Raw genomic sequence first — 23621 nt, 5'->3', positions numbered from 1 at the left:
TCCGCCCGCCAGCCCGCCCGCGGCGCCTTCCCGGCGCCGCGGGCGGGTCCCCGTGGTGCCGAAGGACCTCACCAGGGGCGCCACCGCCTCACCCGACCGCCGCCGCCCGCACGCACAGCACGTCCGGCAGGTGCGAGGCCGGCCGCCGCCGGCCGCCGCCGTCGTCGGCCGACGCGTACACCTCGCCGTTGCGGTTGCCGAAGCACACCCGGCCCCGGCCCGCTCCCCGGCGCCGTCGGCGCACAGCGCGTCGCGCAGCACCGTGCCGTAGTGGTGCTCCTGCGACAGCCCCGCCGTGAGCGGCTCCCGGCTCCCGCCCGCGTCGGACGTACGGAAGACCCGGCAGCGCCGGCCGGCCGGGACCCGGTCCGCGTCGGCGCTGCCGGGGAAGACGTACGCCGTGTCACCGCGCCGCGGACGCGCCGCCACCGCGAACCCGGACGTGGACGGCAGGCCCTCGCCGGTGTCCGACCAGTGCGCGCCGGCGTCGCCGCTGCGGCGCACCTCCCAGTTGTTCCGCGGACACAGGAGATGCCGCAGGCCCTGACGGAGCCCGTGACCGCGCCGCTCGCGGTCCGCTGACAGGGTGCTGCGCGGGGTGCTCGACGCGTGTCCGCTCGTCACGGATGTGATGCGCGGTTACGTTCCGTAGGTGGCCGAAGCATCGCACGTTCATCGTTCCCTCCGGCTGTCCGACCGCTGCCCGGACGACGGCGAGGTCTCCGTGCGGCACGCGTGGAACGTGTGCGAGGACGGCGCCACCGCCTCCTGGTACGACGTCCGGCTGGTGTTCGCCGACGGCGCCCGGATCGAGGTCCTGGCGGTGGTCTCCCCGGACGGCGTCTGCCTGGAGGACGTCCAGGCCCGGCCCGCGCTCTGCCTCGACGACCTGACGGCGCTCGGCGAGTGGCTGGAGGAGCCCCTCGCCGAGGCGTGCGGCGCCGGCCACGCCGACGGCACCCCCTCCGCGGTACGGCACGCCCGGCCCGGCTGTCCGCGCGGCCGGGAGGGACAGCGGCTGGTGGCACGGGAGTACCGGGCCGCTCAGGAGCGGGGCGGCGACCCCGTCCTGGCGGTGATGTCCGCGACCGGGCTGAGCAGGCGCGGTTCGCTGCGGCTGATCGGCCAGGCCCGGGACGCGGGACTGCTGGCACCGCGCCGGGCCCGCCGCTGACCGTCGTCCGTTCCGCGTCCGGTGCCTGTCCGCCGTGGCCGTCGTCCGTTCCGCGTCCGGTGCCTGTCCGCCGTGGCCGTCGTCCGTTCCGCGTCCGGTGCCCGTTCGCCGCTGACCGTCACCCGCCCGCCGTAGCCGTGCCCGCAGCCGCAGCCGCAGCCACGGCCGCAGGCACCGGCACCGGCGTCACAGCATCTCCCGCATCCGGGAGATCTCGCTCGTCTGCTGGGCGACCACGTCGTCGGCCATCTCCTCGATCCGGACGTTGTTGCCCTGCGCCTTCACGTCCGTCGCCATGGTGATCGCCCCCTGATGGTGGGTGATCATCAGCGTCAGGAAGAGCTGGTCGAACGCCTTCCCCTTCGCCGCGCGCAGCTGCTCCAGCTGCGCGTCGGTCGCCATGCCCGGCATCGCGGCGTGGTCGTGCGCGCCGCCCGTCTCCGTCTCCTCCTCGCCGTGCTCCGTCAGCCAGCCCCGCATGGCGTCGATCTCCGGTTCCTGCGACGCGGCGATCCGCTCGGCGAGGCGCTCCACCTTCCGCGACTCGGCGCGCTCGGGCACGAGCGCGGTCATCACCAGCGCCTGGGCGTGGTGCTGGATCATCATCCGCGCGTAGTCGACATCGGCCGAGTTGGGCGAGTCGTCGTCGGCGCGCTGCTCCTCGGCGTCCTGGGCGGACAGCGTGCGATTGGCCTCACCCGGCCCGCCGGGCGCGATCACCGAGGGACCGGAGGAGACGGCCGAGGCGGAGTCCGCGCCGGAGCCGCCGAAGTCGCAGGCCCCGAGTCCCGGCACGGCCAGGGCGGTCAGCGACACCGCGACGAGCGAGGCACGGGACAGGACACGGAAGGGCACAACGACCTCCTGGGGCAGCCGGGATGGAGGACACCTCGTGAGTGTCCTGACCGTCCTAGCACGCTTCCGCACACCGCTGATCGGAAAACTTCATTACGACTCTGTTGCCCCCTGTTGGTATGAGCATGCCGAAGACGATACTGCGGCATGGACGCACCGTTCGAACGCGAACGGACCCAGGGAGGAAGCAGTGATCCTGTTGAACGACCCGAGAACACGGCGCAGACGTCTGGGAGTCGCCACGGCCGCCGCCGGGCTGCTGGCCGCGCTGCTCACCGCCTCGCCGGTGGCGGCGACCCCCGACCCCGGGGACAGTCCGGCCGCGTCGAAGGAGGTCTCCAAGAGCGCGCGGGCCGAGGCGAGCGAGGCGATCGCGAGCGGCGAGATACCCGGCCAGGACGAGATCGTCCACTCCGGCAACATCGAGCACCTCGCCAACGTTCCCAAGGACGTGCTGCCGGGCACCAACTCGGACCTGGCCTTCCAGGGCAAGTACGCCTTCGCCGGCAACTACGACGGCTTCCGCGTCTTCGACATCAGCGACCCGAAGAAGCCGAAGACCGTCTCCCAGGTGCTCTGCCCCGGCTCGCAGAACGACATCTCCGTCTCCGGCGACCTGCTGTTCCTGTCGACCGACTCCTCGCGCAGCGACGACAGTTGCAACAGCACCACCCAGCCGGCGACCGAGAAGTCCTCCTGGGAGGGCATGAAGGTCTTCGACATCAGCGACGTGCGCAACCCGAAGTACGTCGCAGCCGTCGAGACCGCCTGCGGCTCGCACACCCACACGATCGTGCCCGAGCGCCGCAACGTCTACATCTACGTCTCCTCGTACTCGCCGAGCGCGTCCTACCCCGACTGCCAGCCGCCGCACGACGGCATCTCGGTCATCAAGGTGCCGCGCAACGCCCCCGAGAAGGCGGCGGTCGTCGGTTTCCCGGTGCTGTTCCCCGGTGAGGGCCCCGACGGCGGCGGCAACCCGGGCGCGCCGACCAACCCCGGCGTCACCAAGACCACCGGCTGCCACGACATCACCGTGCTGCCCTCCAAGGACCTGGCGGCGGGCGCCTGCATGGGCGACGGCATCCTGTTCTCCATCGAGGACCCGGAGCACCCGAAGGTCATCGACCGTGTCCAGGACAACGTCAACTTCGCGTTCTGGCACTCGGCGACCTTCAACCAGACCGCGAAGAAGGTCGTCTTCACCGACGAGCTGGGTGGCGGCGGCGCGGCCACCTGCAACGCGGAGATCGGTCCGAACCGCGGCGCCGACGGCATCTACGACATCGTCGGCAAGGGCGAGAAGAGCAGGCTCGTCTTCCGCAGCTATTTCAAGATCCCGCGGCACCAGGCCGACACCGAGAACTGCGTGGCCCACAACGGCTCGCTGATCCCGGTCAAGGGCAAGGACCTCATGGTCCAGGCCTGGTACCAGGGCGGCGTCTCCGTCTGGGACTTCACCGACTCCTCGAAGCCCAAGGAGATCGCCTGGTTCGAGCGCGGCCCGCTGTCCACCGACACGATGGTCACCGGCGGTTCCTGGTCGGCGTACTACTACAACGGCCACATCTACTCGAACGACATCGCCAAGGGCTTCGACGTGCTCAAGCTCAGCGACCGGCGCACGGACGCGGCCAAGCGCGTCCGCCTGGACGAGCTGAACGTCCAGACGCAGCCGGATTACTTCGACTGACCTTCCGGCCGGTCCGCAGGGGCCGGTGAAGTGGCGAAGAAGCGCGACAGGTCCGTGTCCGTGTCGTGTCTCCCGCCGGACGCCCCGGTGTCCGGCGGGACACCCATGTCCCACGCCAGCCGGTAGCGCGCGAACAGTTCGGCGCGCAGCACCGGCACCGGCATCGGCGCCCCCGGCATCAGCGCGGCGTAGACGGCGCCCATGAGCAGGGCCCGCAGCATCGGATAGTCCCGGTCCACGTCGCGCGAGCCGTGCCGGGCGACGGTGTCCCGCAGCAGTTCGGCCAGCCGCCGCTGCTCCGGGCACGGCACGAAGCCCTCGGGGTGCAGCAGGCCCGCCATGTGCTGGCGCATCAGCACCGGCCGGTCACGGGCCAGGCCCAGGACCGCGTCGATCGCCCGCGCCATCCGCTCCCGTCCGTCGCCGGAGCGCGGTTCCCGCTCCAGCGCCTCCTCCAGCGTGCGGTGCATCAGCCGGTGCACGGCGGACTGCACGAGCCTGCGCTTGCCGGGGAAGTAGTACGAGATCAGCCCCCGCGCCGTCCCCGCCCGGTCGGCGATGTCGCCCAAGGTGGTGGCGTCGTAACCCCGTTCACCGACCAGCTCCACCGCTGCCTGGAGCAATCGCTCCTGCGAGCGCCGGCGCAACTCTTCGTTGACTGAGGCGCTCCGCGGGGACATGCTGTGACTCCTGCGTTGACTGGCTGCCAGCCAACTATACTCGGCGCTACCGGACCCGCTCCGCCGCGGGTGAGTCCGGCCACCGCCCACCTTGGGCGACGCGGGGGATCGTCCAAGGTCGGCGGTGGACGCCGAGCGCCCTGTGCCGACCCGGTGGATCCTCGGCCGCCGTCGGCCGGACCGACACCATCCAGCGGTGGCATCCCCTCTCCGTCACATCCAGGGGGGATCACGGAAGACAGCGCCTCCGGCTCGCCCGTGGTGCCACCGGCCCCGCCGGCGCCCGTTCAGCCGCTCGTCACAGCACCGGCGCCGGCCACGCCGCCGGCCGCGCCCGCGGTGCCGGTGAAGAGACCCGGCCCGCTCGCCGCAGGGCTCCTCGGATGACCCCCACGCCCGGGGAGAGCCTTTCGCGCGGCCGTCGGGCTCGCCGCGGCTCGTCAGGGGACGAGACCGAGCACCGGCCGCAGCCCGTCGGGCCGTTCGTGTACCGGCAGGTGGTCGACGAAGTGCACCGCGCAGCCGAGGGCCGCCGCGCCGCCGTCCGCGCGGCGGTCGTCGCCGACCATCAGGGTGCGCGCCGGGTCGGCGCCCAGCGCCGCGCAGGCCGCGGCGAACAGGGCGGGGTCCGGCTTGCGGAGGCCGTGCTCGAAGGAGAGCACGTAGGTGTCCACGTAAGGATCGAGCCCGTGCTCCCGGAAGACTGGGCGCGGGTCCCATCCGATGTTGCTGACGACGCCGACCGCGACCCCGCGCTCGCGCAGCGCGCGCAGCACCTCGGCGGCGTCGGGGTAGGGACGCCAGGCGGCCGGCTTCATGTGCCGTTCGTACAGCGCCTCGTGCAGCGCCGGGTCGGGCAGCGGCACCCGGCGGGAGAGCCCCGTGTACGCCGCGCGGTGCAGCTCCGGCGTCTCGTCCCGGGTCTCCCACACGGCGGCCAGTTCCTCCGGCACCCGCGCGGGCGCCGCCCCGCCCGGCAGCGCGCCCGCCTCCTCCAGCGCCCGCGCGGTGCGGGCCACCTCCGGCTCGGACAGGTGGACCTGGGCCTCGGTGAGCACCGCGCGCAGCCACGCCTCGCAGGACTCGACGCGAAAGAGGGTGCCGGAGAAGTCGAAGAGCACCGCTGTCATGCCGGGATCCTACGAGGCGGAACTGTCCCGGGGCGAGGGGGCGGTCCGGCGCGCTGCCGGCCCGGGCCACCGGCGACGGTGGACCGACACCGCCAGGCACACCGTCAGCGCGCCCATGAGCCAGCCGGCGACGACGTCCGTGGTCCAGTGGACGCCGAGCCAGACCCGGGTCAGGCCGACGCCGGCCACGGAGACCACGGCCAGGGCCGTCGCGGCCAGGCACGCGGCGCGGGCGGCGGCGTAGTGGTGCAGCAGCCACAGCAGCAGGCCGCAGACCACGGCGGCGGTCATGGCGTGGCCCGACGGGAAGGCCGCGTAGTGGGCGCTGTCCACGGGGTCGGGCCAGACCGGTCGCGCACGGCCCACCGCCGCCTTCAGCACCTGCTGCACCAGCGCGGCCAGCGCGCACGTCGCCGCCAGCCACAGCGCCGTCCACCAGGCGTCGCGCCGCAGCCCCAGCCACAGCGCGGCCGCCGCGCACAGCAGGCGCATCGTCCACGGATCCCACACCCAGTCGGTCAGGACACGGAAGACCTGCGTGACGCCGGGCTCCTCGACCGCCCAGCGGTGCGTGGTGCGGGAGACGCCGGTGTCCAGGTCGATCAGCGGGCGCCACTCGGCGGCGACCAGGACGAGCAGCAGCACCGAGCACGACGCCAGGATCCAGGCGGTGCGGGACACGGCGCGGAGCGCGGTGCGGGGCCGCGGTGGACGGGGCGGGGAGTCTGGGTAGGGCGTCTGCATGGTGAGATCCTCGCCGACCCGGCGGCCGGGGGGCCAATTCCGGTGTTCGCGGACGGCCGGGGGCTCCCGGCGCTCCTGCGGCGTGAGTTCAGAGCATCGCCAGCATCGCCAGCATCGCGATCCCCATCGACAGCCGGCAGGCGCGGGCCAGCTCCGGCCGGTCGCCCCACCCGCCCGCGGGGCCGGCCGCCGCGGGCACCGGCACCAGGCGGACCCCGGCCAGCAGCACGTACCCGGTGAAGTAGAGCAGCAGGACGCCGGTGAGCAGGGGCACGCCGGAACCGCCGTGGCCGTGCCCGGGGGCGGCGGCCATCACCAGCGACATGTAGACCATCGCCCCGGTGCCGACCAGGTGGTGGAGATGGCGGCGGCCGTTCCGGGCGGCCCACAGGGCGCGCAGCCCGGCCGCGCCGAACACCACCGCGTAGACGGGCCAGACCCACGCCGGCTGGGTGACCACGGCCGCGGGCACGGCCATCGCGGCCATGCCGAACCCCATGAGCGCCTCGCCGCCCGCGGCGCGGCGCTGCTCCTCGACGTCGCTGCGCATCCGCAGCAGGCAGTAGGCGCCGGTCACCGCGCACAGCGCGACCAGCAGCCAGCCGGAGGACACCGGTCCGTGCACGCGCCCCTCCCTCGCTCGGCCGTCGGTCAAGGGATGCCCGCGGCGTGCGGCGCGCACGCGAGCGCAAGGAGGCATCCGAGGGGCACCCGCGGGAGCGCGACCCCGGGGAGGCGGCGGACCCGCCCGGGGGAAAGCCATATTCTTTACGGGTAAAACACCTGCTAAAGTATTTGTATGAGCAGCGCGACCCCCACCCCCGGCACCGTCCGCACCCGCCGCCTCCCGCTGGCCGCCGCGCTGCGTCCGCGCCGCCCCTCCGACATCTGGTTCAAGCCCGCGCTCAGCTCCGTCGCCTCGCTCGCCCCGCCCAACCTCACCCTGCTGGCGCTCGGCCGGCTCGACCTGGCCATGTACACGATGGCCGGGTCCATGTGCGCGCTGTACGCCCACAACCGCCCCTACGCCGCCCGCGCCCGCGCCCTGGTGTGGGTGATCCTCGGCATGGTCGGCGGCCTCGCCGTCGCCCTGGTCAGCGCGTCGCTCACCGACGACGCCGCCGTGCTGGTCGCCGTCGGCGCCCTGCTGGCCGCCGCGCAGAAGACGCTGTGCGACGCCACCCGCATCGGCCCGCCGGGCAACGTCATCCCCACCTTCATCAGCTCGGCCGCCCTGTTCGTCCCGCAGACCCTCGGCCAGGTCCCCGCTCACCTGGCCCTCGCCCTCGCCGCGGGCGCCTGGGCCTGGGTCGTCGGCATGGCTCCCGGCCTGGTCCGCCCGCACGGCCCGGAGCGCCGCGCCACCGCGGCGGCCCTGTACGCCGCCGCCGCGTACGCCGACACCCGCGGCACCGACGACGGTCACGCCGGCGCCCGTGCCGCCGGGTACGCCGCCGTCCAGGCAGCCTGGCAGGCCCTGCTCGCCGTACCGGCGTCCGGTACCCGCGCGGCCACCCGCCGCGCCCTGGAACGCCTGGTCGTCCGCGCCGAGGTCGCGCTCGCCGCGCCCGTCGGCACCGACCCGGAACAGCTGCGCGGCTGGGCCCGCGACCTGCGCGGCACCGGCCGCGTCCCGAGCACCGGGGACAGCGCCGCCGACGCCGAGGAACTGCTCGGCGTCGAGACCGAACGGGCCGTCCGCCCGCCCTCGCTGTGGCACCGGGCGGGCCCGCTCGCCCCCATCGCGGTGCGCACCGCCCTCGGCTGCGCCCTGGCCGGCTGGGCCTCCCTCGCGATCGGCGTCGGCCGCCCCTACTGGGCCCTGGTCACCGCCGCGGCGCTCTACCAGGCGAACCTGACCCTCACCTGGAGCCGGACCGTCCAGCGCGTCGTCGGCAACTTCGCCGGAGTGCTGCTGTTCGCCGTGATCGCCCCGGTCGCCCACCTCCACCAGGCGTTCCTCGTGCTGCTCTGCCTCGCCTGCGCCTTCGGAGCGGAGGCGTCCATCAGCCGCAACTACTGGATCGGCACCGTCTGCGTCACCCCCATGGCGCTGCTCATCAGCGAGTTCGTCCGCTACCAGGACCCCGGGGAACTGATCACCGAGCGTCTGCTGGACACCGTGGTCGGCGCCGTGGTCGGTCTCCTGGCCGCGGTGGCCGTCACCAACCGGCGCGCGGCCTCCCGGGTCGAGGAGGCCGTGACCGCCGCCGACCGCGCCCGCGAGCACGCCGCGCGACTGCTGGCCGGACCCCGCCCCGACCCGGCCGGCCTGGAGACCGCCCGGCGTGCGCTCGCCGCCGCCCTGACCGAGCTGCGGGCCACCGCCGAAGCGGCGGCCGGCGAGTGGTGGCAGCGGGCCCTGCCGCAGGAGAGGGTCGTACTCGCCGAGCAGGCCGGACACCGTACCCTCGCCGCTACGGTGCGCCGCCGGACGGCCGGCGCGGACCAGGACTCGGGCATGACAACGGAGGACGCGAAGCCATGACGGCAACCGACCGGCCCTCGGCGACCAGGGACGACATGACGGGGCCGGGGAGGGCCGGCGTGACCGGGCCGGGGGCGGGAGGCGCGGCGGGGCGGGGGAAGGGCGGCGCGACCGGGCCGGGAACGGGCGAGGCGACCGGCCCGGTAGAGGCCGGTTTCCCCGGGCCCGCGAGGGGCGACACCGTCGCCGGCGTCGTCCGGCAGTGGCAGGCCGTCCACCCCGACCTGGACACCGGCCCCATGGAGATCATCGGCCGCATCAACCGCTGCGCCGCCCTCCTCCAGCAGGCGGAGGACGCGCCGCTGCGCCGGGCCGGGCTCAGCCGGCCCGAGTTCGACCTCCTGGGCGCCCTGCGCCGCACGGGGCACGAGCTGACCCCCGGAGAGCTGGCCCGCGAGACCTTCTCCTCCGGCGCCGCCGTCACCAAGCGCCTCAAGCAGCTCACCGAGCGCGGCCTGGTCGAACGCCGCGGCGACACCCGGGACCGCCGGGTCGCCCACGTCCGCCTCACCGACGCCGGGCGCGACACGGTGGACGGCATCCTGCCCGAGCAGCTCGCCTACGAGACCGCCGTCCTGTCCGGCCTGGACACCCCCGGCCGCGGCGCGCTGGCCGGGCTGCTCGGCGAACTCCTCGTCCAGCTGGAAGGACGCCTCGGGGTGCCGCGCGCCTGACCCCGAAACCCGGGTCCGGCGGCGCGTCAGCCCCGGCCGCCGCCCGTCCCGTACACCCCGAACATCGCCCCCTGGGGGTCCCGCAGCACCGCGATGCGCGGGCCCTCGGGCAGCGAGGTGGGCAGCATCAGGACGGTGCCGTGCCCGCCGGTGGTGCCGGCGGCGGCACGGTCGACGTCCGCCACGGCGAAGTAGGGCAGCCAGTGCGCGGGCACCTCGTGCGGGAACTTGTCGTCCATGGTCACCATCGAGCCGAACTCCACACCGCCGACGCTCCACCGCGGCGAGCCGCTCGCGCCGATCGGGCCGCCCAGCCGCCAGCCGAGGACCGCCGCGTAGAAGTCCGCGGCCCGCTCCGGTGCCCGGGTCAGCAGTTCCGCCCAGCCCAGTGAACCGGGCACCCCCGGCGGGGCCACGCCCGCGAAGGCGCCGGCCTGCCACAGCTGGAACACGGCGCCGCCCGGGTCCACCGCCACCACCAGACGGCCCGCGTCGGTCACGTCCAACGGGCCGGACAGGACCGCGCCGCCGGACGCCGTCACCCGCCGGGCGGCGGCGTCCGCGTCGGCCACGGCGAAGGCCACGTCCCAGCCGACCGGCTGCTCGGGCCGGTACAGCGGGGCCAGCCCGGCGACCGGCGTGCCCGCGAGGCACGCCAGTGTGTAGCCGCCGGTCGCCCGGCCCGCGACCGTCCGGGGCCACCAGCCGAACAGCCCCGTGTAGAACCGCCGGGCGGCCTCGACGTCACTGGTCCCCAGCTCGGCCCAGCAGGGCCCGCCGGGCACGGGCGGGTCCGTCTCCATCACGTCGGGCATGGTGCGAGGCGTCCCTTCCGCGGCGGTCGGCGTCCCCCTCCAGCACGCTAAGCCCGACCACCCGCCCCGGCCATCCGGAGCCCTGGCCGTCCGCCGTTCCCGGCCCGCCGCCGTTCCGGCCGTCTGCCGTTTCCGGCGCTCCGGCGCCCCGGCCGCCCACCGCCCCCGGCGCTCCGCCGCCCCCGGCCCGCCGCCGCTCCGGCCGGCGGCGGGCGACGGTCCGCCCCGCCCGTGCGGACCGGCTCAGACACCCGGCCGGTAGCGCAGCGGATGGTCGCCGGGGACCTCCACCAGGACGATCCGGGTCCCGTCCGGATCCTCGATCCACATCTCCACCAGGCCCCACGGCTCGCGCACCGGCTCCCGCACGATCGGCACGCCCTTGGCCCGCAGCTCGTCGTGGGCCGCCGCCGCGTCCGCCACCTGCATCCAGACGCGCAGCCCCGGCGCGGCCGGGGCCTCGGCGCGGCCGGAGACCTCCAGGAAGCCGCCGCCGAGGAAGTAGACGGTGCCGCGTTCCGGACCGGTACCGAACTCCCGGTGGACGGCGAGGCCGAGCTGCTCGCCGTAGAAGGCGCGGGAGCGGTCGGGGTCGACGGGACGGAGCAGGATACGGCTGCTAAGTACATGCACCATGCGTCCGGAGCCTAACGGCAGCGCTACGCTCGACGCTGCCCGCGCCGCACCGCGCCGCACCGCACCCGAGGGAGACGTGCTCCATGGACACCGCCGACCGCCTCGTCACCGACCTGACCTTCCGCGACGCCACCGTCGCCGACGTCGACGCGCTCGTCGCGCTGGTCGAGTCGGCGTACCGGGGCGACAGCAGCCGGGCCGGGTGGACCACCGAGGCGGACCTCCTCGAAGGGCAGCGGACGGATCCCGACGGCGTGCGGGAGGTCATCGAGACGCCCGGCGGCACCCTGCTGACGGCCGAGCGGGAGGGGCGGATCGTCGCCTGCTGCCAGCTGGAGCGCCGGGGGGACCACGCCTACTTCGGGATGTTCGCCGTCCGCCCCGTCCTCCAGGGCGCCGGCCTCGGCAAGGCGGTCCTGGCCGAGGCCGAGCGGCGGGCCCGTACGGACTGGGGCGCGACCGAGATGCACATGACGGTGATAACGGCGCGCGAGGACCTCATCGCCTGGTACGAGCGGCGCGGCTACCGCCGCACCGGCCGCACCAGCCCGTTCCCGTACGGCGACGAGCGCTTCGGTGTACCGCGGCGCGCGGACCTCGCCTTCGAGCTGCTGGTCAAGGAACTGTCCTGAGGATTCAGGCGGTGGAGCGGCCGGTGCGCTCGATCCCCGGGTAGTCGGTCGTCACGCCGTCCAGGCCGAAGGCCCGCGCCAGGCGCAGGTGCTCCTGGGTGTTGACCACCCAGCCGATGATCCTCAGCTCCGCCTCGCGGGCCAGTTCCACGGTCTCCAGGGTGAGCCGGCGGATGTTGAGGCAGACGGTCGCGGCACCGGCCTCGACGGCGCGTTCCACGATGCCGGTGCCGACGGGGGCCCTTCCGCTCGGGTCTGTCCGGGAGGGGGAGAGGCCGGAGATGAGGGCGGTGCGTACGCCCGGCACCAGCCGGCCCACCTCGGCGACCGCCTCGTCGTGGAACGAGGACACCTCCACCCGCCCGGCCAGCCCCCGCGCGTTGATCACCTCGGCCAGGGCCCGGGCCGCCGCCACGTCCTTGATCTCCGCCTGCAACGGCAGCGACACGGCGTCGAGCACCTCCTCGAACACCGGGACGCGCTCCCCCCGCCCCGCGTCGAGCGCGCGCAGCTCGGCGAGGGTCTTCCCGGCGACCGGGCCGGTGCCGTCGGTCGTGCGGTCCACATCCGTGTCGTGCATGACGACGAGGGCGCCGTCCTCGCTCAGGTGCAGATCGAGTTCGACCATGTCGAGCCCGGCCTGCTCGGCGGCGGCGAAGGAGCGCAGGGTGTTCTCGGGCTCGACGCCCATGACACCCCGGTGGCCGATGGTGAGGAGGTCCACGGCGCGACCCGCTTCCGTCGGACGGTGACAGGACCCGCAGCCTAACCTCCCGGCGGAGCCGCCCCTGCCCGGCGCCCCACAGGAAAAAGTGCGGTGAACTCCGGGGTGCAGCAGGATAATTTCCCGAGGTTCCTCTTGATGAGGGAAACCTTGTGTGCATACGGTGCTCTTACGCGAGGTTCTCCAGTGGAGGATGGGACATGACGGAAATTCTTGTGCGGCCGGGTACGGAGGAGCGGCCCCCTCCGGCGGACAGGGTGGTGGAGCACCCCGCCTGGCCCGTGCTCAAGGACGCCGTGGAGCGTATCCGTCCCTGGCAGGCCAAGGACGGGTCCATCGACCTCACCGCCGAGGGCGCTCCGGAACGGGCCGCCGCGGAGGAAGCCGTCCGCCGGGTCGCCGGCGCCGTACGGGAGCTGTCGCCGCTGCTGCCGCACGACCGCGCGTACCACGAGGCCCTCGTGGCCGACCTCGGGCGCTGGGCCGAGGGCGGCTTCCAGGTGCCCGACTTCCTCGACTCGCTGCTGGCCTTCCAGCCCGCCGCGCACCGCGCCGACGGCCTCCAGCACCTGGTCGTCTTCCCGATGTACACGCAGAACGGCAACCCGGACCGCAACCTGGAGGCGGTCGTGCTGCGCATGGTCTGGCCCCAGTGGCTGGCCGAACTGGAGCGCACCCGCTACGACAACCCGCTCTTCTGCGGCATCGCCTTCGAGGACTTCACCTCGGGCTACGACACCAACTCCGCCGTCCTCTTCCCCGAGACCATCGCCGTGCGCGAGGCCCCCGAGCGCTTCACCTGGGGCGGCATCTTCTGCGACCGCGAGGCCGCCCGCTTCCGCCGCGTCACCGCCGCCGCCGTCGACGTCCTGGGCCTGGAACTGCCCGAGGACGTCGCCGCGATGGTCCACGACCAGCAGCGCTGCCAGGAGGCGTTCGTGCTCTGGGACATGATCCACGACCGCACCCACAGCCACGGCGACCTGCCCTTCGACCCGTTCATGATCAAGCAGCGCCAGCCGTTCTGGATGTACGGCCTGGAGGAGCTGCGCTGCGACCTCACCGCCTTCAGGGAGGCCGTGCGGCTCGCCGCCGAGGGCGTGCCGCAGGCCCGGGACGTGCAGACCGCGGTCCTCTTCGACCGGATGTTCCGCTTCCCGGTCACCGGTGAACGCGTCCGCAACTACGACGGCCTCGGCGGCCAGCTCCTCTTCGCCTACCTGCACAAGCACGACGTCGTGCGCTGGACCGACAACCGGCTCTCGATCGACTGGGAGCGCGCCCCGCGGGTCACCAACCAGCTCTGCGCGGAGATCGAGACCCTCTACCGCGACGGCATCGACCGCCCCAAACTCGTCCACTGGTTCGCGGGCTACGAACTGGTCTCCGCCTACCTCGCCCCGCACCCGGGCTCCAAGTGGGCCAAGGGCCCCGACGCCCTCGACCTGACCCTGCCGCCGCGCAAGCTGGTCGACGACGTGCTGCCGGACGAGTTTCCGCTGAGCATGTTCTACGAGGCCCTGTCCAAGAAGCTCAAGAACGTGATCGCATCGACCCGGGGCATCACGGCGGACGGCGCCGAGCGGACCGCCGCGTGAGCGACGGCACCGACGACGGGAACACGGCTCGGGAGGCGAGGACCATGGGGTCCAGGGAGAACGGGGCGCTCGACGGCGCGGTGATCGCGGTGGCCGGCGCGGGCGGCCCCGCGGGACGGGCCGCGCTGCTGCGGCTCGCCGAGGCGGGGGCGACGGTCGTCGGCTCGGACAGCGACCCGCAGAAGCTGGCGGAGGCGGTGGACGCGGCGCGCTACGCGCACGGCGGCGCCACCGTCACCGGCGAGACCGTCGACCTGCTCGACCTGGACGCCGCACGTGCCTGGGCCGACGGGATCGAGAAGGAGTACGGCCGCGTCGACGGCCTGGTCCACCTCGTGGGCGGCTGGCGCGGCAGCCAGACCTTCACCAAGACCGACCTCGGCGACTGGGACCTGCTGGAGAAGCTCCTCATCCGCACCGTCCAGCACACCTCCCTCGCCTTCCACGAGGCCCTCCAGCGCAGCGACTGCGGCCGGTACGTCCTGATCAGCGCGGCCGGCGCGACGAAACCGACCGCGGGCAACGCCGCGTACTCCGCCGCCAAGGCCGCCGCCGAGGCGTGGACGCTCGCCATGGCGGACTTCTTCCGCAAGGCGGGGGGCGGGCAGGGGCCGACCTCGGCGGCTGCGATCCTGGTGGTGAAGGCGTTGGTGCACGACGCGATGCGCGCCGAGCGCCCGAACGCGAAGTTCGCGGGCTTCACGGACGTCAAGGACCTGGCCGAGGCGGTCGCCGGAGTCTGGGAGAAGCCCGCCGCGGAAGTGAACGGAACCCGTCTGTGGCTGACCGAGAAGCCGTGAACCCCCCGAAGACCGACGCGCGTCGCCGTCACGACCCCGCAGAACGCGGTTTCGCCAGCGACAACTACGCCGGGGCCCACCCGGAGGTGCTCGCCGCCCTGGCCCTGGCCAACGGAGGCCACCAGGTCGCCTACGGCGGGGACGCGTACACGGAGAACCTCCAGCGGGTGATCCGCGGCCACTTCGGGCCCACGGCCGAGGCGTTCCCGGTCTTCAACGGCACCGGTGCCAACGTCGTCGCGCTCCAGGCGGTCACCGACCGCTGGGGCGCGGTCGTCTGCGCCGAGAGCGCGCACATCAACGTCGACGAGGGCGGCGCCCCCGAACGCATGGGCGGCCTCAAGCTGCTCACCGTCCCCGCCCCCGACGGCAAGCTCACCCCCGAGCTGATCGACCGGCAGGCGTACGGCTGGGACGACGAGCACCGCGCCATGCCCCAGGTCGTCTCGATCACCCAGAGCACCGAGCTGGGCACCCTCTACACCCCCGACGAGATCCGTGCGATCTGCGACCACGCCCACGCGCACGGCATGACCGTGCACCTGGACGGCTCCCGGATCGCCAACGCCGCCGCCTCCCTCGACGTCCCGATGCGGACCTTCACCAACGCGGCCGGCGTCGACATCCTCTCGCTGGGCGGCACCAAGAACGGCGCCCTGTTCGGCGAGGCGGTCGTCGTCATCAACCAGGACGCCGTGCGCCACATGCCGCACCTGCGCAAGCTGTCCATGCAGCTCGCCTCCAAGATGCGCTTCGTCTCGGTGCAGTTGGAGGCGCTGCTCGCCAAGGACCTGTGGCTGCGCAACGCCCGGCACGCCAACGAGATGGCCCAGCGCCTGGCCGAGGGCGTGCGCGCCGTGCACGGCGTGGAGATCCTCCACCCGGTGCAGGCCAACGCCGTCTTCGCCCGGCTGCCGCACGACGCGGGCGAACGCCTGCAAAAGCGGTTCCGCTTCTACTTCTGGGACGAGACGGCCGGCGACGTCCGCTGGATGTGCGCCTTCGACACCACCGAGGACGACGTGGACGCGTTCGTGGCGGCGCTCAAGGAGGAGATGGCCCGATAGGCGCGGCACAAGGGCAGCGATGCATAGGTATGCGGTCACCTGGAATTCTATTGACCTTGGGTGATCGCTTTCCTATGCTCTGCGGGCATGGAGCTGATCCAGGAAACCCCTGACCTGTCCGCCTATCTGGCCGCCGACGAGGTCATCGACCATGAGCACCCGCTGGTCCGGGAGACGGCCGCGCGCCTCGCCGAAGACGCGGAGGACTCGTATGCCTATGCGCGGCTCGCCTTCGAGTTCGTCCGGGACGCCGTGCCGCACTCGCAGGACTCGGGCGACCCGCGCGTCACCTGGCGGGCCTCCGACGTCCTGGAGCGGCGCACCGGCATCTGCTACGCCAAGGCCCACGCCCTGGCGGCGCTGCTGCGGGCCGAGGACATCCCCACCGCGTTCTGCTACCAGCGACTGCTGCACGACGACGGCGGCGGACACGTCGTGCACGGACTGGTCGCCGTACGGTTCAACGGCGCCTGGCACCGGCAGGACCCGCGCGGGAACAAGCCCGGCGTCGACGCCCGGTTCTCCCTGGACGGTGAACGGCTGGCCTTCACCCCGGACGCCGGGGCCGGCGAGGCGGACCTCCCGCTGCTGCACGCCGCGCCGCATCCGGCCGTGCTGCACGCCCTGCGCACCGCCACCGACCGGCCGCATCTGTGGCGGACCCTGCCGGCCGCCCTGTAGCGCTTCGGGGTCAGTGCGCCTCGGCCGCGCGGACCTGCTCCGGCGTCGGGGCGGTGCCGCCCAGGTGGGCCGGCATCCACCAGGTGTCCTCCGGGCCCTTCGGGCGCACCGGGTAGGCCCGCTGAGCGGCCTCCAGCAGCTCGTGCACGCGCCCGCGCAGACGGCGCGTGATCGCGCCCGCGTACTGCTCGCGCGGGGCCTCCACCGCCTCGCCGACCCGGATGGTGATCGGGGTGTGGCTGCGCTTGAAGTTGCGCGGGTGGCCCTTGGTCCACAGCCGCTGGGTGCCCCACAGCGCCATCGGCACCAGCGGGACGCCCGCTTCCTGCGCCAGCCGCGCCGCACCCGACTTGAAGCTCTTGAGCGTGAACGACTCCGAGATCGTCGCCTCCGGGAAGACCCCGACGATCTCACCGGCACGCAGCGAGTCCAGCGCGTGCGCGTACGCGGCCTCGCCCTGCTTGCGGTCGACCGGGATGTGCTTCATCGAGCGCATCAGCGGGCCGGAGACCCGGTGCCGGAAGACCGACTCCTTCGCCATGAAGCGCACGAGCCGCTTCTGCGGCAGCGCGGCCAGGCCGTCGAAGATGAAGTCCAGGTAGCTGATGTGGTTGCTCACCAGTACGGCGCCGCCCGAGCGCGGGATGTTCTCCGAACCCTGGCAGTCGATCTTGAGGTCCCACACCTTGAACAGGGTGCGGGCGAGACCGATGGCCGGACGGTAGACGAGTTCTGCCATGGGCGGCGCGGACCCTTCCTTCTTCGCCTGGGGAGGGGACTCCCAGAGAAACTTACGCAGCCGTAGGTTTACGGCTTGCCGCAGATCGTGCCCGAAGAACGACCGGCGTACCAGCCCTGGTGCCTGTAGAAGGCGAGATTCTCATCACGTCCCCCTCGTGCGGCGGACGGACGGGAATCTTTCCGCGCCCCGCGGGCGCTGCACGGCGTGGCGGGGGACCGGATCGAGGCGGGAGCGTGCGCGTGGGCGGGCGGAACGAGGACCGGCGGGACGCGAGCGGGCGGAACGAGGACGGACGGAACGAGGACGGACGGGACGAGGACGGACGGGACGAGGGCGGACGGGGCCGGGGCGGGCGGCTGGGCGCGGCCGAGCTGGGCGCGGGGCTGGGGGAGCGGGCCACGCTCGTCCAGTTCTCCAGCGCCTTCTGCGCCCCTTGCCGGGCCACCCGCCGGGTGCTGCGCGAGGTCGCCGGGCTGGTGCCGGGCGTCGCCCACGTCGAGATCGACGCCGAGGCCCGCCTGGAGCTGGTCCGCGCCCTGGGCGTCGTCAGGACGCCGACCGTGCTGGTCCTGGACGCGGAGGGCCGTGTGGTGCGGCGGGCCGCCGGGCAGCCGCGCAAGGCGGACGTGATCGCCGCACTGGGGGAGGCCGTGTGACGGCGCCTCCTCGACGCCCTGGGTTCCGCATTCCGGAACACCCGCTTGACGGTGCACGCCACCTGTCGTCAGCCTGACACTTGAGCCTCCGGCCATCCCTTCCCCGGCCGGGGCGCGGCGCAGAAGGACTCACGCATGACGGTCACCCCCGACCTGGCCCGCCTCCGATCCGACACCCCCGGCCTGCTGCGGTCCGTCTTCCGGCGGCACGCGGCGGGCGTCGCCGTGATCACCGCGCGCGGTGACGCGGGCCCCGTCGGCTTCACCGCCACCTCCCTCACCTCGGTCTCCGCGGAGCCGCCGCTGGTCTCCTTCGGTGTCGGCACCGGGTCCTCCAGCTGGCCGGTGATCGCCGAGGCCGGCCACGTCGGCGTGCACATACTCGGCGAGCACCAGCGGGACCTGGCCGCCACCTTCGCCCGCAGCGGCGCCGACCGCTTCGGCCCGGCCACCGCCTGGCGTACGGGCCCCGAGGGGGTGCCCGTCCTGGACGGCGTCCTCGCCTGGCTGGTCTGCCGGGTCGTCGGCCGCGTCCCCGCGGGGGACCACCGCATCGTGCTCGCCGAGGTGCTGCTCGGCGACCCCGCCGGCGACGGCCGGCCCCTCGTCTACCACCAGGGGGGATTCGTCGGCCTGCGCGGCTGACCAGCGAGGGGGCGCTCGAACGGAGTCGTCGGGTTCCGGTTACGCTGCGTTGCGAAGGTCACAGTTCAAAGCGCTTGCTCAGCGGGCACGAACTGAGTGTACTGACGAGTAATATTTCGGACGGGGTGCGGGTCGCCCCGGCCGGGATCGGCCGCTTGGGGCGCCTATGCTGCCTGCAAGAGGCAGCAACGGAAATGTCGACGCAGTAGGAGAGCCGGCGTGAGCTTGAGGATCGTTGTCACCGTGAAGTACGTGCCCGACGCCACCGGCGACCGGCACTTCGCCGATGACCTGACCGTCGACCGGGACGACGTGGACGGTCTGCTCTCCGAGCTGGACGAGTACGCGGTCGAGCAGGCGCTCCAGATCTCGGAGAACTCCGACGACGACGTGGAGATCACCGTCCTGACGGTGGGTCCCGAGGACGCCAAGGACGCGCTGCGCAAGGCGCTGTCGATGGGCGCGGACAAGGCGATCCACGTCGAGGACGACGACCTGCACGGCACCGACGCCATCGGCACCTCCCTGGTGCTGGCCAAGGCGATCGAGAAGGCCGGCTACGACCTGGTCGTCTCCGGCATGGCCTCCACCGACGGCACCATGGGCGTCGTCCCCGCGCTGCTCGCCGAGCGCCTGGGCGTGCCGCAGGTCACCCTGCTGTCCGAGGTCTCCGTCGAGGACGGCACGGTCAAGGGCCGCCGTGACGGCGACGCCGCCTCCGAGCGGCTGGAGGCGTCCCTCCCGGCGGTCGTGTCGGTGACCGACCAGTCGGGCGAGGCCCGTTACCCGTCCTTCAAGGGCATCATGGCGGCCAAGAAGAAGCCGGTTCAGTCCTGGGACCTGTCCGACCTCGGCATCGACGAGGACGAGGTCGGCCTGGAGAACGCCTACACGGTGGTGGAGTCGGCGGCCGAGCGCCCGGCGCGCACCGCGGGCACGATCGTCAAGGACGAGGGCGAGGGCGGCAAGCAGCTCGCCGAGTTCCTGGCGGGCCAGAAGTTCATCTGAGCCCCGCGTTCCGCTGACCGCCCCTCACATCCCGTAAGCAGGAGAGAAGAAGTCCCATGGCTGAAGTTCTCGTCTACGTCGACCACGTGGACGGCGCCGTCCGCAAGCCGACCCTCGAGCTGCTCACCCTGGCCCGCCGCGTCGGCGAGCCCGTCGCCGTCGCACTGGGCAACGGCGCCGCCGACACCGCCGCCGCCCTCGCCGAGCACGGCGCGGTGAAGGTCCTCACCCACGACGCCGCCGAGTACGCCGACTACCTGGTCGTACCGAAGGTCGACGCCCTCCAGGCCGCCGTCGAGGCCGTCTCCCCGGCGGCCGTGCTGGTCCCGTCCTCCGCCGAGGGCAAGGAGATCGCCGCCCGTCTCGCGCTGCGCATCGGCTCGGGCATCATCACCGACGCCGTCGACCTGGAGGCCGGCGACCAGGGACCGGTGGCCACCCAGTCGGTGTTCGCCGCCGCCTACACCACCAAGTCCCGCGTCTCCAAGGGCACCCCGGTCATCACGGTCAAGCCCAACAGCGCCGCCGTGGAGCCCGCCCCGGCCGCCGGCGCCGTCGAGACCCTGTCGGTGTCCTTCTCCGCCGCCGCCACCGGCACCAAGGTCACCTCGCGCACGCCGCGCGAGTCGACCGGCCGCCCGGAGCTGACCGAGGCCGCGATCGTCGTCTCCGGCGGCCGTGGCGTCAACGGTGCGGAGAACTTCGCGATCATCGAGGCGCTCGCCGACTCGCTCGGCGCGGCCGTCGGCGCCTCGCGCGCCGCCGTGGACGCGGGCTGGTACCCGCACACCAACCAGGTCGGCCAGACCGGCAAGTCCGTCTCCCCGCAGCTCTACATCGCCTCCGGCATCTCCGGCGCGATCCAGCACCGCGCGGGCATGCAGACCTCGAAGACCATCGTCGCGGTCAACAAGGACGCCGAGGCCCCGATCTTCGACCTGGTCGACTACGGCGTCGTCGGCGACCTGTTCGACGTCGTCCCGCAGCTCACCGAGGAGATCAAGGCCCGCAAGGGCTGAGCCTTCCCAGGAGCCCGCGCCGGGGCCCCCGCGACCGTCACCGGGCGCGGGGGCCCCGGCCGTCCCGGCCCCCTCAGCCGAGGGCCAGTGACGCCTGCACCGGCAGGTGACCGCTCGGGAACCGCCCGTCCCGGGAGAACGGGTTGACCGCCGCGCGGTGCACCGTGACGCCCGGGGTGACCAGGATCCGGTCGATCCGGGCGAGGTCGCCCGCCTGACCGGGCCGACCCGCGCCCGTCCGCAGGCCTTCTCGGCTCCCTGGCGCGGCGGCCTGACGGCTGCGGCCCGGTGACGCGTGCGGGTCCGCCGTCAGTCCGCCGGGGGCAGCTCGCCCGAGCCGCGGGCTATCAGCCGGGTCGGGAGTTCGACGCGTTCGGGGACGAGCAGCCCGCCGTCCAGCTGGGCGAAGAGGCGCTCCGCGGCGGTCCGGCCCAGGGCCGCCGCGTCCTGGGCGACCACGGTGAGCCCCGGCCGCAGCAGGTCGGCGAGTTCGATGTCGTCAAAGCCGACCAGGGCGACACCGCGAGTGTGCTCGGCCAGGACCCGGATCACGGTGACCGTCACCCGGTTGTTGCCCGTGAAGATCGCGGTGACCGGATGCGGGTCCGCGAGCATCTCCTCGGCGGCCCGGCGCACCCGCTCCGGGCCGGTGGCGCCCAGGGACGTCCAGGAGTCCTTCACCGGTATGCCCGCGTCCTCCATCGCCGCCCGGTAGCCGCGCAGCCGCTCCGCGGCGGTGTGGATGCGGGGCATGTCACCGATGAAGCCGATCCTGCGGTGGCCGTGCGCGATGAGGTGGGCCACTCCGTCCCGGGCGCCGCCGAAGTTGTCGCACAGCACCACGTCCGCGTCGACATGACCGGCCGGCCGGTCCACGAAGACCGTGGCGACCCCGGCCTTCAGCTCCGGTTCCAGATACCGGTGGTCGTCCCCGGCCGGGATCACCACCAGTCCGTCCACCCGCCGCGCGCACAGGGCCAGCACCAGCTCCCGCTCCCGTTCCGGGTCCTCCGCGCTGGACCCGTTGATGAGCAGGGCGCCGTGCGAACGGGCCACCTCCTCCACGGCTCGGCTGAGCGGTCCGTAGAACGGGTCCGCGAGGTCCTCCAGGACCAGGCCGACGCTGGCGGTGCGGCCCTTGCGGAGCACCCGTGCGCTGTCGTTGCGGCGGAAGCCGAGCGCGTCGATGGCCTCCTGGACGCGGCGCTCGGTCTCCGGGGTCACCCCCGGCTCCTCGTTGACCACGCGGGAGACGGTCTTCAGGCCGACACCGGCGCGGGCGGCGACGTCCTTCATGGTCGGACGGTTGCCGTAACGGTTCCCGCTGCTGCGGTGTGCGGTGCGGGCCATGTCGGGCACGATGGGGGATCCTGTCCTGTCGTCCACGGGAAGCGACGGCTCCTGTCATCCACGGGGCGGGTTCGCCCATGGGGTCGTATGAGGATGTGGCGTCGAGCATAGAGCCTGGACAACGTTGTCAGATCGGGTGGACACTGTCCATCGCGGAGAGCGCGACGCGCTCGTGTTGTCGACGGCTGACGGGGAGAACCGACTCTGATGGACACCGACCTCGTGGCCGCGCTGGACATCGGCGGCACCAAGATCGCCGGTGCGCTGGTGGACGGTGACGGCCGGATCCTGGTGCGCGCCCAGCGCGCCACCCCCGCGGGGGAGAGCGGCGACACCGTGATGGGGGCCGTCGAAGGGGTGCTCGGAGAACTGACGGCGGCGCCGCTGTGGGCGCGCGCCGCGGCGGTCGGCATCGGCAGCGCCGGGCCGGTGGACGCGTCGGCCGGCACGGTCAGCCCGGTCAACGTTCCCGGCTGGCGGGAGTATCCGCTGGTGGCCCGGGTCCGGGACGTCGCGGGTGACCTGCCGGTCGAGCTGATCGGCGACGGGGTGGCGATCACCGCGGCCGAGCACTGGCAGGGCGCCGCCCGCGGCCACGACAACGCGCTGTGCATGGTGGTGTCGACGGGCGTCGGCGGCGGCCTGGTCCTGAACGGACGGCTGCACCCCGGCCCCACCGGCAACGCCGGCCACATCGGCCACATCAGTGTGGATCTCGACGGTGACCCGTGCCCGTGCGGTGCGCGCGGCTGTGTGGAGCGCATCGCGAGCGGTCCCAACATCGCGCGGCGTGCCCTGGAGGACGGCTGGCGTCCGGGAGCCGACGGGGACGCCTCCGCCGCCGCGGTGGCCGCCGCCGCCCGCGACGGCGACCCGGTGGCCGTCTCCTCCTTCGAGCGGGCGGCGCGGGCGCTGGCCGCCGGCATCGCGGCCACCGCGACCCTCGTCGAGATCGACATCGCCGTCATCGGCGGCGGCGTCGGCAAGGCGGGCGAGGTCCTCTTCGCGCCGCTGCGCCGGGCCCTGGCCGAGTACGCGACCCTCTCCTTCGTACGGCACCTGACGGTCGCGCCCGCGCGGATGGGAACGGACGCGGGACTGGTGGGCGCGGCCGCGGCGGCTCTCACCAGGAGGGCCGGCGTCACCGCGGCGGGCGTGTGAGGCGCGCTGGGCACGACGTCGTCGCCGGAGGGTGTGCGGGGCGCGGCCCCAGGGCGTCGGCGGGTGTGCGGGGCGCGGCCCGTATGACGTCGGCCGACATGACGTCGGGGGCGTCCGGGGCGCGGCCGTCGTGGGCCCGGTCGGTGCCCGGGGCCGGCGGGCGCGACGGCGGCGGGCGTTCGGGGCCTGGCGGGTGTTCGGGTGCGGGGCGGACCTGACGGCGGCGGGGGCGCTCCTGACGGCGGCGGACGGTGGCGGACTGCCGGGGTGCGGTGGGCGTGACGGCGGCGGCACCCGAGGCGCGGCCGGGAGGGAACCGGCGGGTGACCTCCGGCCGCCGGAGCAGTTGAACCCGGTATGAAGAAGCGCAGCATGCTCGCCATCGCCTCCCTCGCCGCCGGCTTCGTGGTCGCGGCCGTCACCCCCTCGCACGGCGTGGCCGACCTGCCCGTCGACCGGCACACCGCCACGGACGCCCTCGGTCACGCCGACACCGGCGAGGACGTCCTCGCCCCGCGGGAGGAGACGCCGAAGGACTGACCGGCACGGCACCCGGCCACCCGGCGCCGGGGGCCCCCCCCGGGGGCCCGGGGCCGGTTGGCCCCACCGCAAACGGGGGGGGGTTACCGGGGGCGGGGGTGCGGGGCCC

General features: G+C 73.9%; 25 protein-coding genes and 1 pseudogene. 15 read left to right on the top strand and 11 right to left on the bottom strand.

The genetic code is table 11. The annotated features are described in order from the left end of the window. Window positions 1-88 precede the first annotated feature (88 nt). Window positions 89-519 (bottom strand): annotated as a pseudogene (locus tag ACY1JF_RS23765) (exo-alpha-sialidase); the annotation flags it as partial. Between the two features lie 169 nt (window positions 520-688). On the opposite strand from ACY1JF_RS23765, the gene ACY1JF_RS23760 reads away from it, so the two are divergent. Beyond that, entirely contained in the window at window positions 689-1174 is a 486-nt protein-coding gene (locus ACY1JF_RS23760) for a DUF6214 family protein (protein WP_462707300.1), read from the top strand. Window positions 1175-1360: 186 nt separating this feature from the next. Here the strand turns inward: ACY1JF_RS23760 and ACY1JF_RS23755 are convergent, their stop codons facing one another. After that, entirely contained in the window at window positions 1361-2029 is a 669-nt protein-coding gene (locus tag ACY1JF_RS23755) for a DUF305 domain-containing protein (RefSeq protein WP_462707250.1), read from the bottom strand. Window positions 2030-2219: 190 nt separating this feature from the next. Between ACY1JF_RS23755 and ACY1JF_RS23750 the strand changes: the two genes are divergently transcribed. Further along, the gene (locus ACY1JF_RS23750) at window positions 2220-3722 is read left to right on the top strand and encodes an LVIVD repeat-containing protein (RefSeq protein WP_462707249.1); all 1503 of its coding nucleotides are present in this window, start codon (window positions 2220-2222) and stop codon (window positions 3720-3722) included. Here ACY1JF_RS23750 and ACY1JF_RS23745 read toward each other — a convergent pair. The 4 genes from ACY1JF_RS23745 to ACY1JF_RS23730 form a co-directional block, all read right to left on the bottom strand. Continuing rightward, window positions 3710-4402, bottom strand: coding sequence for a TetR/AcrR family transcriptional regulator (locus ACY1JF_RS23745; protein WP_462707248.1), 693 nt, complete (start codon window positions 4400-4402; stop codon window positions 3710-3712). The two genes, ACY1JF_RS23750 and ACY1JF_RS23745, sit on opposite strands and share 13 nt — an antisense overlap. A gap of 440 nt (window positions 4403-4842) precedes the next feature. Then, the gene (locus ACY1JF_RS23740; protein ID WP_462707247.1) at window positions 4843-5532 is read right to left on the bottom strand and encodes an HAD family hydrolase; all 690 of its coding nucleotides are present in this window, start codon (window positions 5530-5532) and stop codon (window positions 4843-4845) included. Window positions 5533-5541: 9 nt separating this feature from the next. Continuing rightward, complete coding sequence (locus tag ACY1JF_RS23735; RefSeq protein ID WP_462707246.1) at window positions 5542-6276, bottom strand: phosphatase PAP2 family protein; 735 nt, start codon at window positions 6274-6276, stop codon at window positions 5542-5544. Window positions 6277-6364: 88 nt separating this feature from the next. Then, window positions 6365-6901, bottom strand: coding sequence for a DUF5134 domain-containing protein (locus ACY1JF_RS23730; RefSeq protein ID WP_462707245.1), 537 nt, complete (start codon window positions 6899-6901; stop codon window positions 6365-6367). Between the two features lie 174 nt (window positions 6902-7075). On the opposite strand from ACY1JF_RS23730, the gene ACY1JF_RS23725 reads away from it, so the two are divergent. Both ACY1JF_RS23725 and ACY1JF_RS23720 read left to right on the top strand, forming a co-directional pair. Next, a complete protein-coding gene (locus ACY1JF_RS23725; RefSeq protein ID WP_462707244.1) occupies window positions 7076-8764 on the top strand; it encodes an FUSC family protein in 1689 nt (562 codons plus the stop codon). A 35-nt stretch (window positions 8765-8799) separates the two neighbouring features. Continuing rightward, window positions 8800-9438 (top strand): MarR family winged helix-turn-helix transcriptional regulator, encoded by a 639-nt coding sequence (locus tag ACY1JF_RS23720; protein WP_462707299.1) that lies wholly within the window; start codon window positions 8800-8802, stop codon window positions 9436-9438. Between the two features lie 26 nt (window positions 9439-9464). On the opposite strand, the gene ACY1JF_RS23715 is transcribed toward ACY1JF_RS23720, so the two are convergent. Together ACY1JF_RS23715 and ACY1JF_RS23710 are read right to left on the bottom strand one after the other, a co-directional pair. After that, entirely contained in the window at window positions 9465-10241 is a 777-nt protein-coding gene (locus tag ACY1JF_RS23715) for a VOC family protein (RefSeq protein ID WP_462707298.1), read from the bottom strand. A 255-nt stretch (window positions 10242-10496) separates the two neighbouring features. Further along, window positions 10497-10889 carry a VOC family protein gene (locus tag ACY1JF_RS23710; protein ID WP_462707243.1) on the bottom strand — a complete coding sequence of 131 codons (393 nt, stop codon included), beginning with the start codon at window positions 10887-10889 and terminating at the stop codon, window positions 10497-10499. Between the two features lie 83 nt (window positions 10890-10972). Here ACY1JF_RS23710 and ACY1JF_RS23705 point away from each other — a divergent pair, with 83 nt between their 5' ends. Continuing rightward, a complete protein-coding gene (locus ACY1JF_RS23705) occupies window positions 10973-11521 on the top strand; it encodes a GNAT family N-acetyltransferase (RefSeq protein WP_462707241.1) in 549 nt (182 codons plus the stop codon). Window positions 11522-11525: 4 nt separating this feature from the next. Here ACY1JF_RS23705 and ACY1JF_RS23700 read toward each other — a convergent pair whose 3' ends face one another. Continuing rightward, on the bottom strand, window positions 11526-12245 hold the full coding sequence (locus ACY1JF_RS23700; protein WP_462707240.1) for a glycerophosphodiester phosphodiesterase: 720 nt from the start codon (window positions 12243-12245) through the stop codon (window positions 11526-11528). A 200-nt stretch (window positions 12246-12445) separates the two neighbouring features. On the opposite strand from ACY1JF_RS23700, the gene ACY1JF_RS23695 reads away from it, so the two are divergent. The 4 genes from ACY1JF_RS23695 (at window position 12446) to ACY1JF_RS23680 (ending at window position 16391) form a co-directional block, all read left to right on the top strand. Continuing rightward, complete coding sequence (locus tag ACY1JF_RS23695; RefSeq protein WP_462707239.1) at window positions 12446-13843, top strand: DUF6421 family protein; 1398 nt, start codon at window positions 12446-12448, stop codon at window positions 13841-13843. A 44-nt stretch (window positions 13844-13887) separates the two neighbouring features. Next, entirely contained in the window at window positions 13888-14643 is a 756-nt protein-coding gene (locus ACY1JF_RS23690) for an SDR family NAD(P)-dependent oxidoreductase (protein WP_462707237.1), read from the top strand. Next, a complete protein-coding gene (locus ACY1JF_RS23685) occupies window positions 14640-15710 on the top strand; it encodes a threonine aldolase family protein (protein ID WP_462707236.1) in 1071 nt (356 codons plus the stop codon). Before ACY1JF_RS23690 ends, ACY1JF_RS23685 begins: the two co-directional genes overlap by 4 nt. A gap of 87 nt (window positions 15711-15797) precedes the next feature. Beyond that, entirely contained in the window at window positions 15798-16391 is a 594-nt protein-coding gene (locus ACY1JF_RS23680; RefSeq protein ID WP_462707235.1) for a transglutaminase domain-containing protein, read from the top strand. A 10-nt stretch (window positions 16392-16401) separates the two neighbouring features. Here the strand turns inward: ACY1JF_RS23680 and ACY1JF_RS23675 are convergent, their stop codons facing one another. Continuing rightward, window positions 16402-17130 (bottom strand): lysophospholipid acyltransferase family protein, encoded by a 729-nt coding sequence (locus ACY1JF_RS23675; RefSeq protein WP_462707234.1) that lies wholly within the window; start codon window positions 17128-17130, stop codon window positions 16402-16404. Window positions 17131-17489: 359 nt separating this feature from the next. On the opposite strand from ACY1JF_RS23675, the gene ACY1JF_RS23670 reads away from it, so the two are divergent. From ACY1JF_RS23670 to ACY1JF_RS23655, 4 genes are all read left to right on the top strand, one after another. Beyond that, entirely contained in the window at window positions 17490-17789 is a 300-nt protein-coding gene (locus ACY1JF_RS23670; protein ID WP_462707297.1) for a TlpA family protein disulfide reductase, read from the top strand. A 135-nt stretch (window positions 17790-17924) separates the two neighbouring features. Continuing rightward, a complete protein-coding gene (locus ACY1JF_RS23665; RefSeq protein WP_462707233.1) occupies window positions 17925-18434 on the top strand; it encodes a flavin reductase family protein in 510 nt (169 codons plus the stop codon). 219 nt (window positions 18435-18653) lie between these two features. After that, window positions 18654-19442 (top strand): electron transfer flavoprotein subunit beta/FixA family protein, encoded by a 789-nt coding sequence (locus tag ACY1JF_RS23660; RefSeq protein WP_462707232.1) that lies wholly within the window; start codon window positions 18654-18656, stop codon window positions 19440-19442. 56 nt (window positions 19443-19498) lie between these two features. Then, window positions 19499-20461 (top strand): electron transfer flavoprotein subunit alpha/FixB family protein, encoded by a 963-nt coding sequence (locus ACY1JF_RS23655; protein ID WP_462707231.1) that lies wholly within the window; start codon window positions 19499-19501, stop codon window positions 20459-20461. Between the two features lie 309 nt (window positions 20462-20770). Here the strand turns inward: ACY1JF_RS23655 and ACY1JF_RS23650 are convergent, their stop codons facing one another. After that, window positions 20771-21811 (bottom strand): LacI family DNA-binding transcriptional regulator, encoded by a 1041-nt coding sequence (locus ACY1JF_RS23650; RefSeq protein WP_462707230.1) that lies wholly within the window; start codon window positions 21809-21811, stop codon window positions 20771-20773. A 207-nt stretch (window positions 21812-22018) separates the two neighbouring features. Between ACY1JF_RS23650 and ACY1JF_RS23645 the strand changes: the two genes are divergently transcribed. Continuing rightward, entirely contained in the window at window positions 22019-22972 is a 954-nt protein-coding gene (locus ACY1JF_RS23645; protein WP_462707229.1) for an ROK family protein, read from the top strand. A 357-nt stretch (window positions 22973-23329) separates the two neighbouring features. Continuing rightward, window positions 23330-23512 carry a hypothetical protein gene (locus tag ACY1JF_RS23640; RefSeq protein ID WP_462707228.1) on the top strand — a complete coding sequence of 61 codons (183 nt, stop codon included), beginning with the start codon at window positions 23330-23332 and terminating at the stop codon, window positions 23510-23512. The last annotated feature ends 109 nt before the right edge of the window (window positions 23513-23621 follow it).

The organism is Streptomyces sp. SYSU D01066-1 (genome assembly GCF_054956795.1).
Note: the sequence above shows the minus strand (reverse complement) of the source record. Positions and strands in the feature narration are given on the sequence as shown.

What these genes read in the sequence shown, in the direction of transcription:
- ACY1JF_RS23745 (WP_462707248.1), bottom strand. Translation starts at nt 4,402, where the DNA reads ATGTCCCCGCGGAGCGCCTCAGTCAACGAAGAGTTGCGCCGGCGCTCG.
- ACY1JF_RS23740 (WP_462707247.1), bottom strand. Translation starts at nt 5,532, where the DNA reads ATGACAGCGGTGCTCTTCGACTTCTCCGGCACCCTCTTTCGCGTCGAG.
- ACY1JF_RS23735 (WP_462707246.1), bottom strand. Translation starts at nt 6,276, where the DNA reads ATGCAGACGCCCTACCCAGACTCCCCGCCCCGTCCACCGCGGCCCCGC.
- ACY1JF_RS23725 (WP_462707244.1), top strand. Translation starts at nt 7,076, where the DNA reads ATGAGCAGCGCGACCCCCACCCCCGGCACCGTCCGCACCCGCCGCCTC.
- ACY1JF_RS23720 (WP_462707299.1), top strand. Translation starts at nt 8,800, where the DNA reads ATGACGGGGCCGGGGAGGGCCGGCGTGACCGGGCCGGGGGCGGGAGGC.
- ACY1JF_RS23715 (WP_462707298.1), bottom strand. Translation starts at nt 10,241, where the DNA reads ATGGAGACGGACCCGCCCGTGCCCGGCGGGCCCTGCTGGGCCGAGCTG.
- ACY1JF_RS23710 (WP_462707243.1), bottom strand. Translation starts at nt 10,889, where the DNA reads ATGGTGCATGTACTTAGCAGCCGTATCCTGCTCCGTCCCGTCGACCCC.
- ACY1JF_RS23705 (WP_462707241.1), top strand. Translation starts at nt 10,973, where the DNA reads ATGGACACCGCCGACCGCCTCGTCACCGACCTGACCTTCCGCGACGCC.
- ACY1JF_RS23695 (WP_462707239.1), top strand. Translation starts at nt 12,446, where the DNA reads ATGACGGAAATTCTTGTGCGGCCGGGTACGGAGGAGCGGCCCCCTCCG.
- ACY1JF_RS23690 (WP_462707237.1), top strand. Translation starts at nt 13,888, where the DNA reads ATGGGGTCCAGGGAGAACGGGGCGCTCGACGGCGCGGTGATCGCGGTG.
- ACY1JF_RS23680 (WP_462707235.1), top strand. Translation starts at nt 15,798, where the DNA reads ATGGAGCTGATCCAGGAAACCCCTGACCTGTCCGCCTATCTGGCCGCC.
- ACY1JF_RS23675 (WP_462707234.1), bottom strand. Translation starts at nt 17,130, where the DNA reads ATGGCAGAACTCGTCTACCGTCCGGCCATCGGTCTCGCCCGCACCCTG.
- ACY1JF_RS23665 (WP_462707233.1), top strand. Translation starts at nt 17,925, where the DNA reads ATGACGGTCACCCCCGACCTGGCCCGCCTCCGATCCGACACCCCCGGC.
- ACY1JF_RS23655 (WP_462707231.1), top strand. Translation starts at nt 19,499, where the DNA reads ATGGCTGAAGTTCTCGTCTACGTCGACCACGTGGACGGCGCCGTCCGC.
- ACY1JF_RS23650 (WP_462707230.1), bottom strand. Translation starts at nt 21,811, where the DNA reads ATGGCCCGCACCGCACACCGCAGCAGCGGGAACCGTTACGGCAACCGT.
- ACY1JF_RS23645 (WP_462707229.1), top strand. Translation starts at nt 22,019, where the DNA reads ATGGACACCGACCTCGTGGCCGCGCTGGACATCGGCGGCACCAAGATC.
- ACY1JF_RS23640 (WP_462707228.1), top strand. Translation starts at nt 23,330, where the DNA reads ATGAAGAAGCGCAGCATGCTCGCCATCGCCTCCCTCGCCGCCGGCTTC.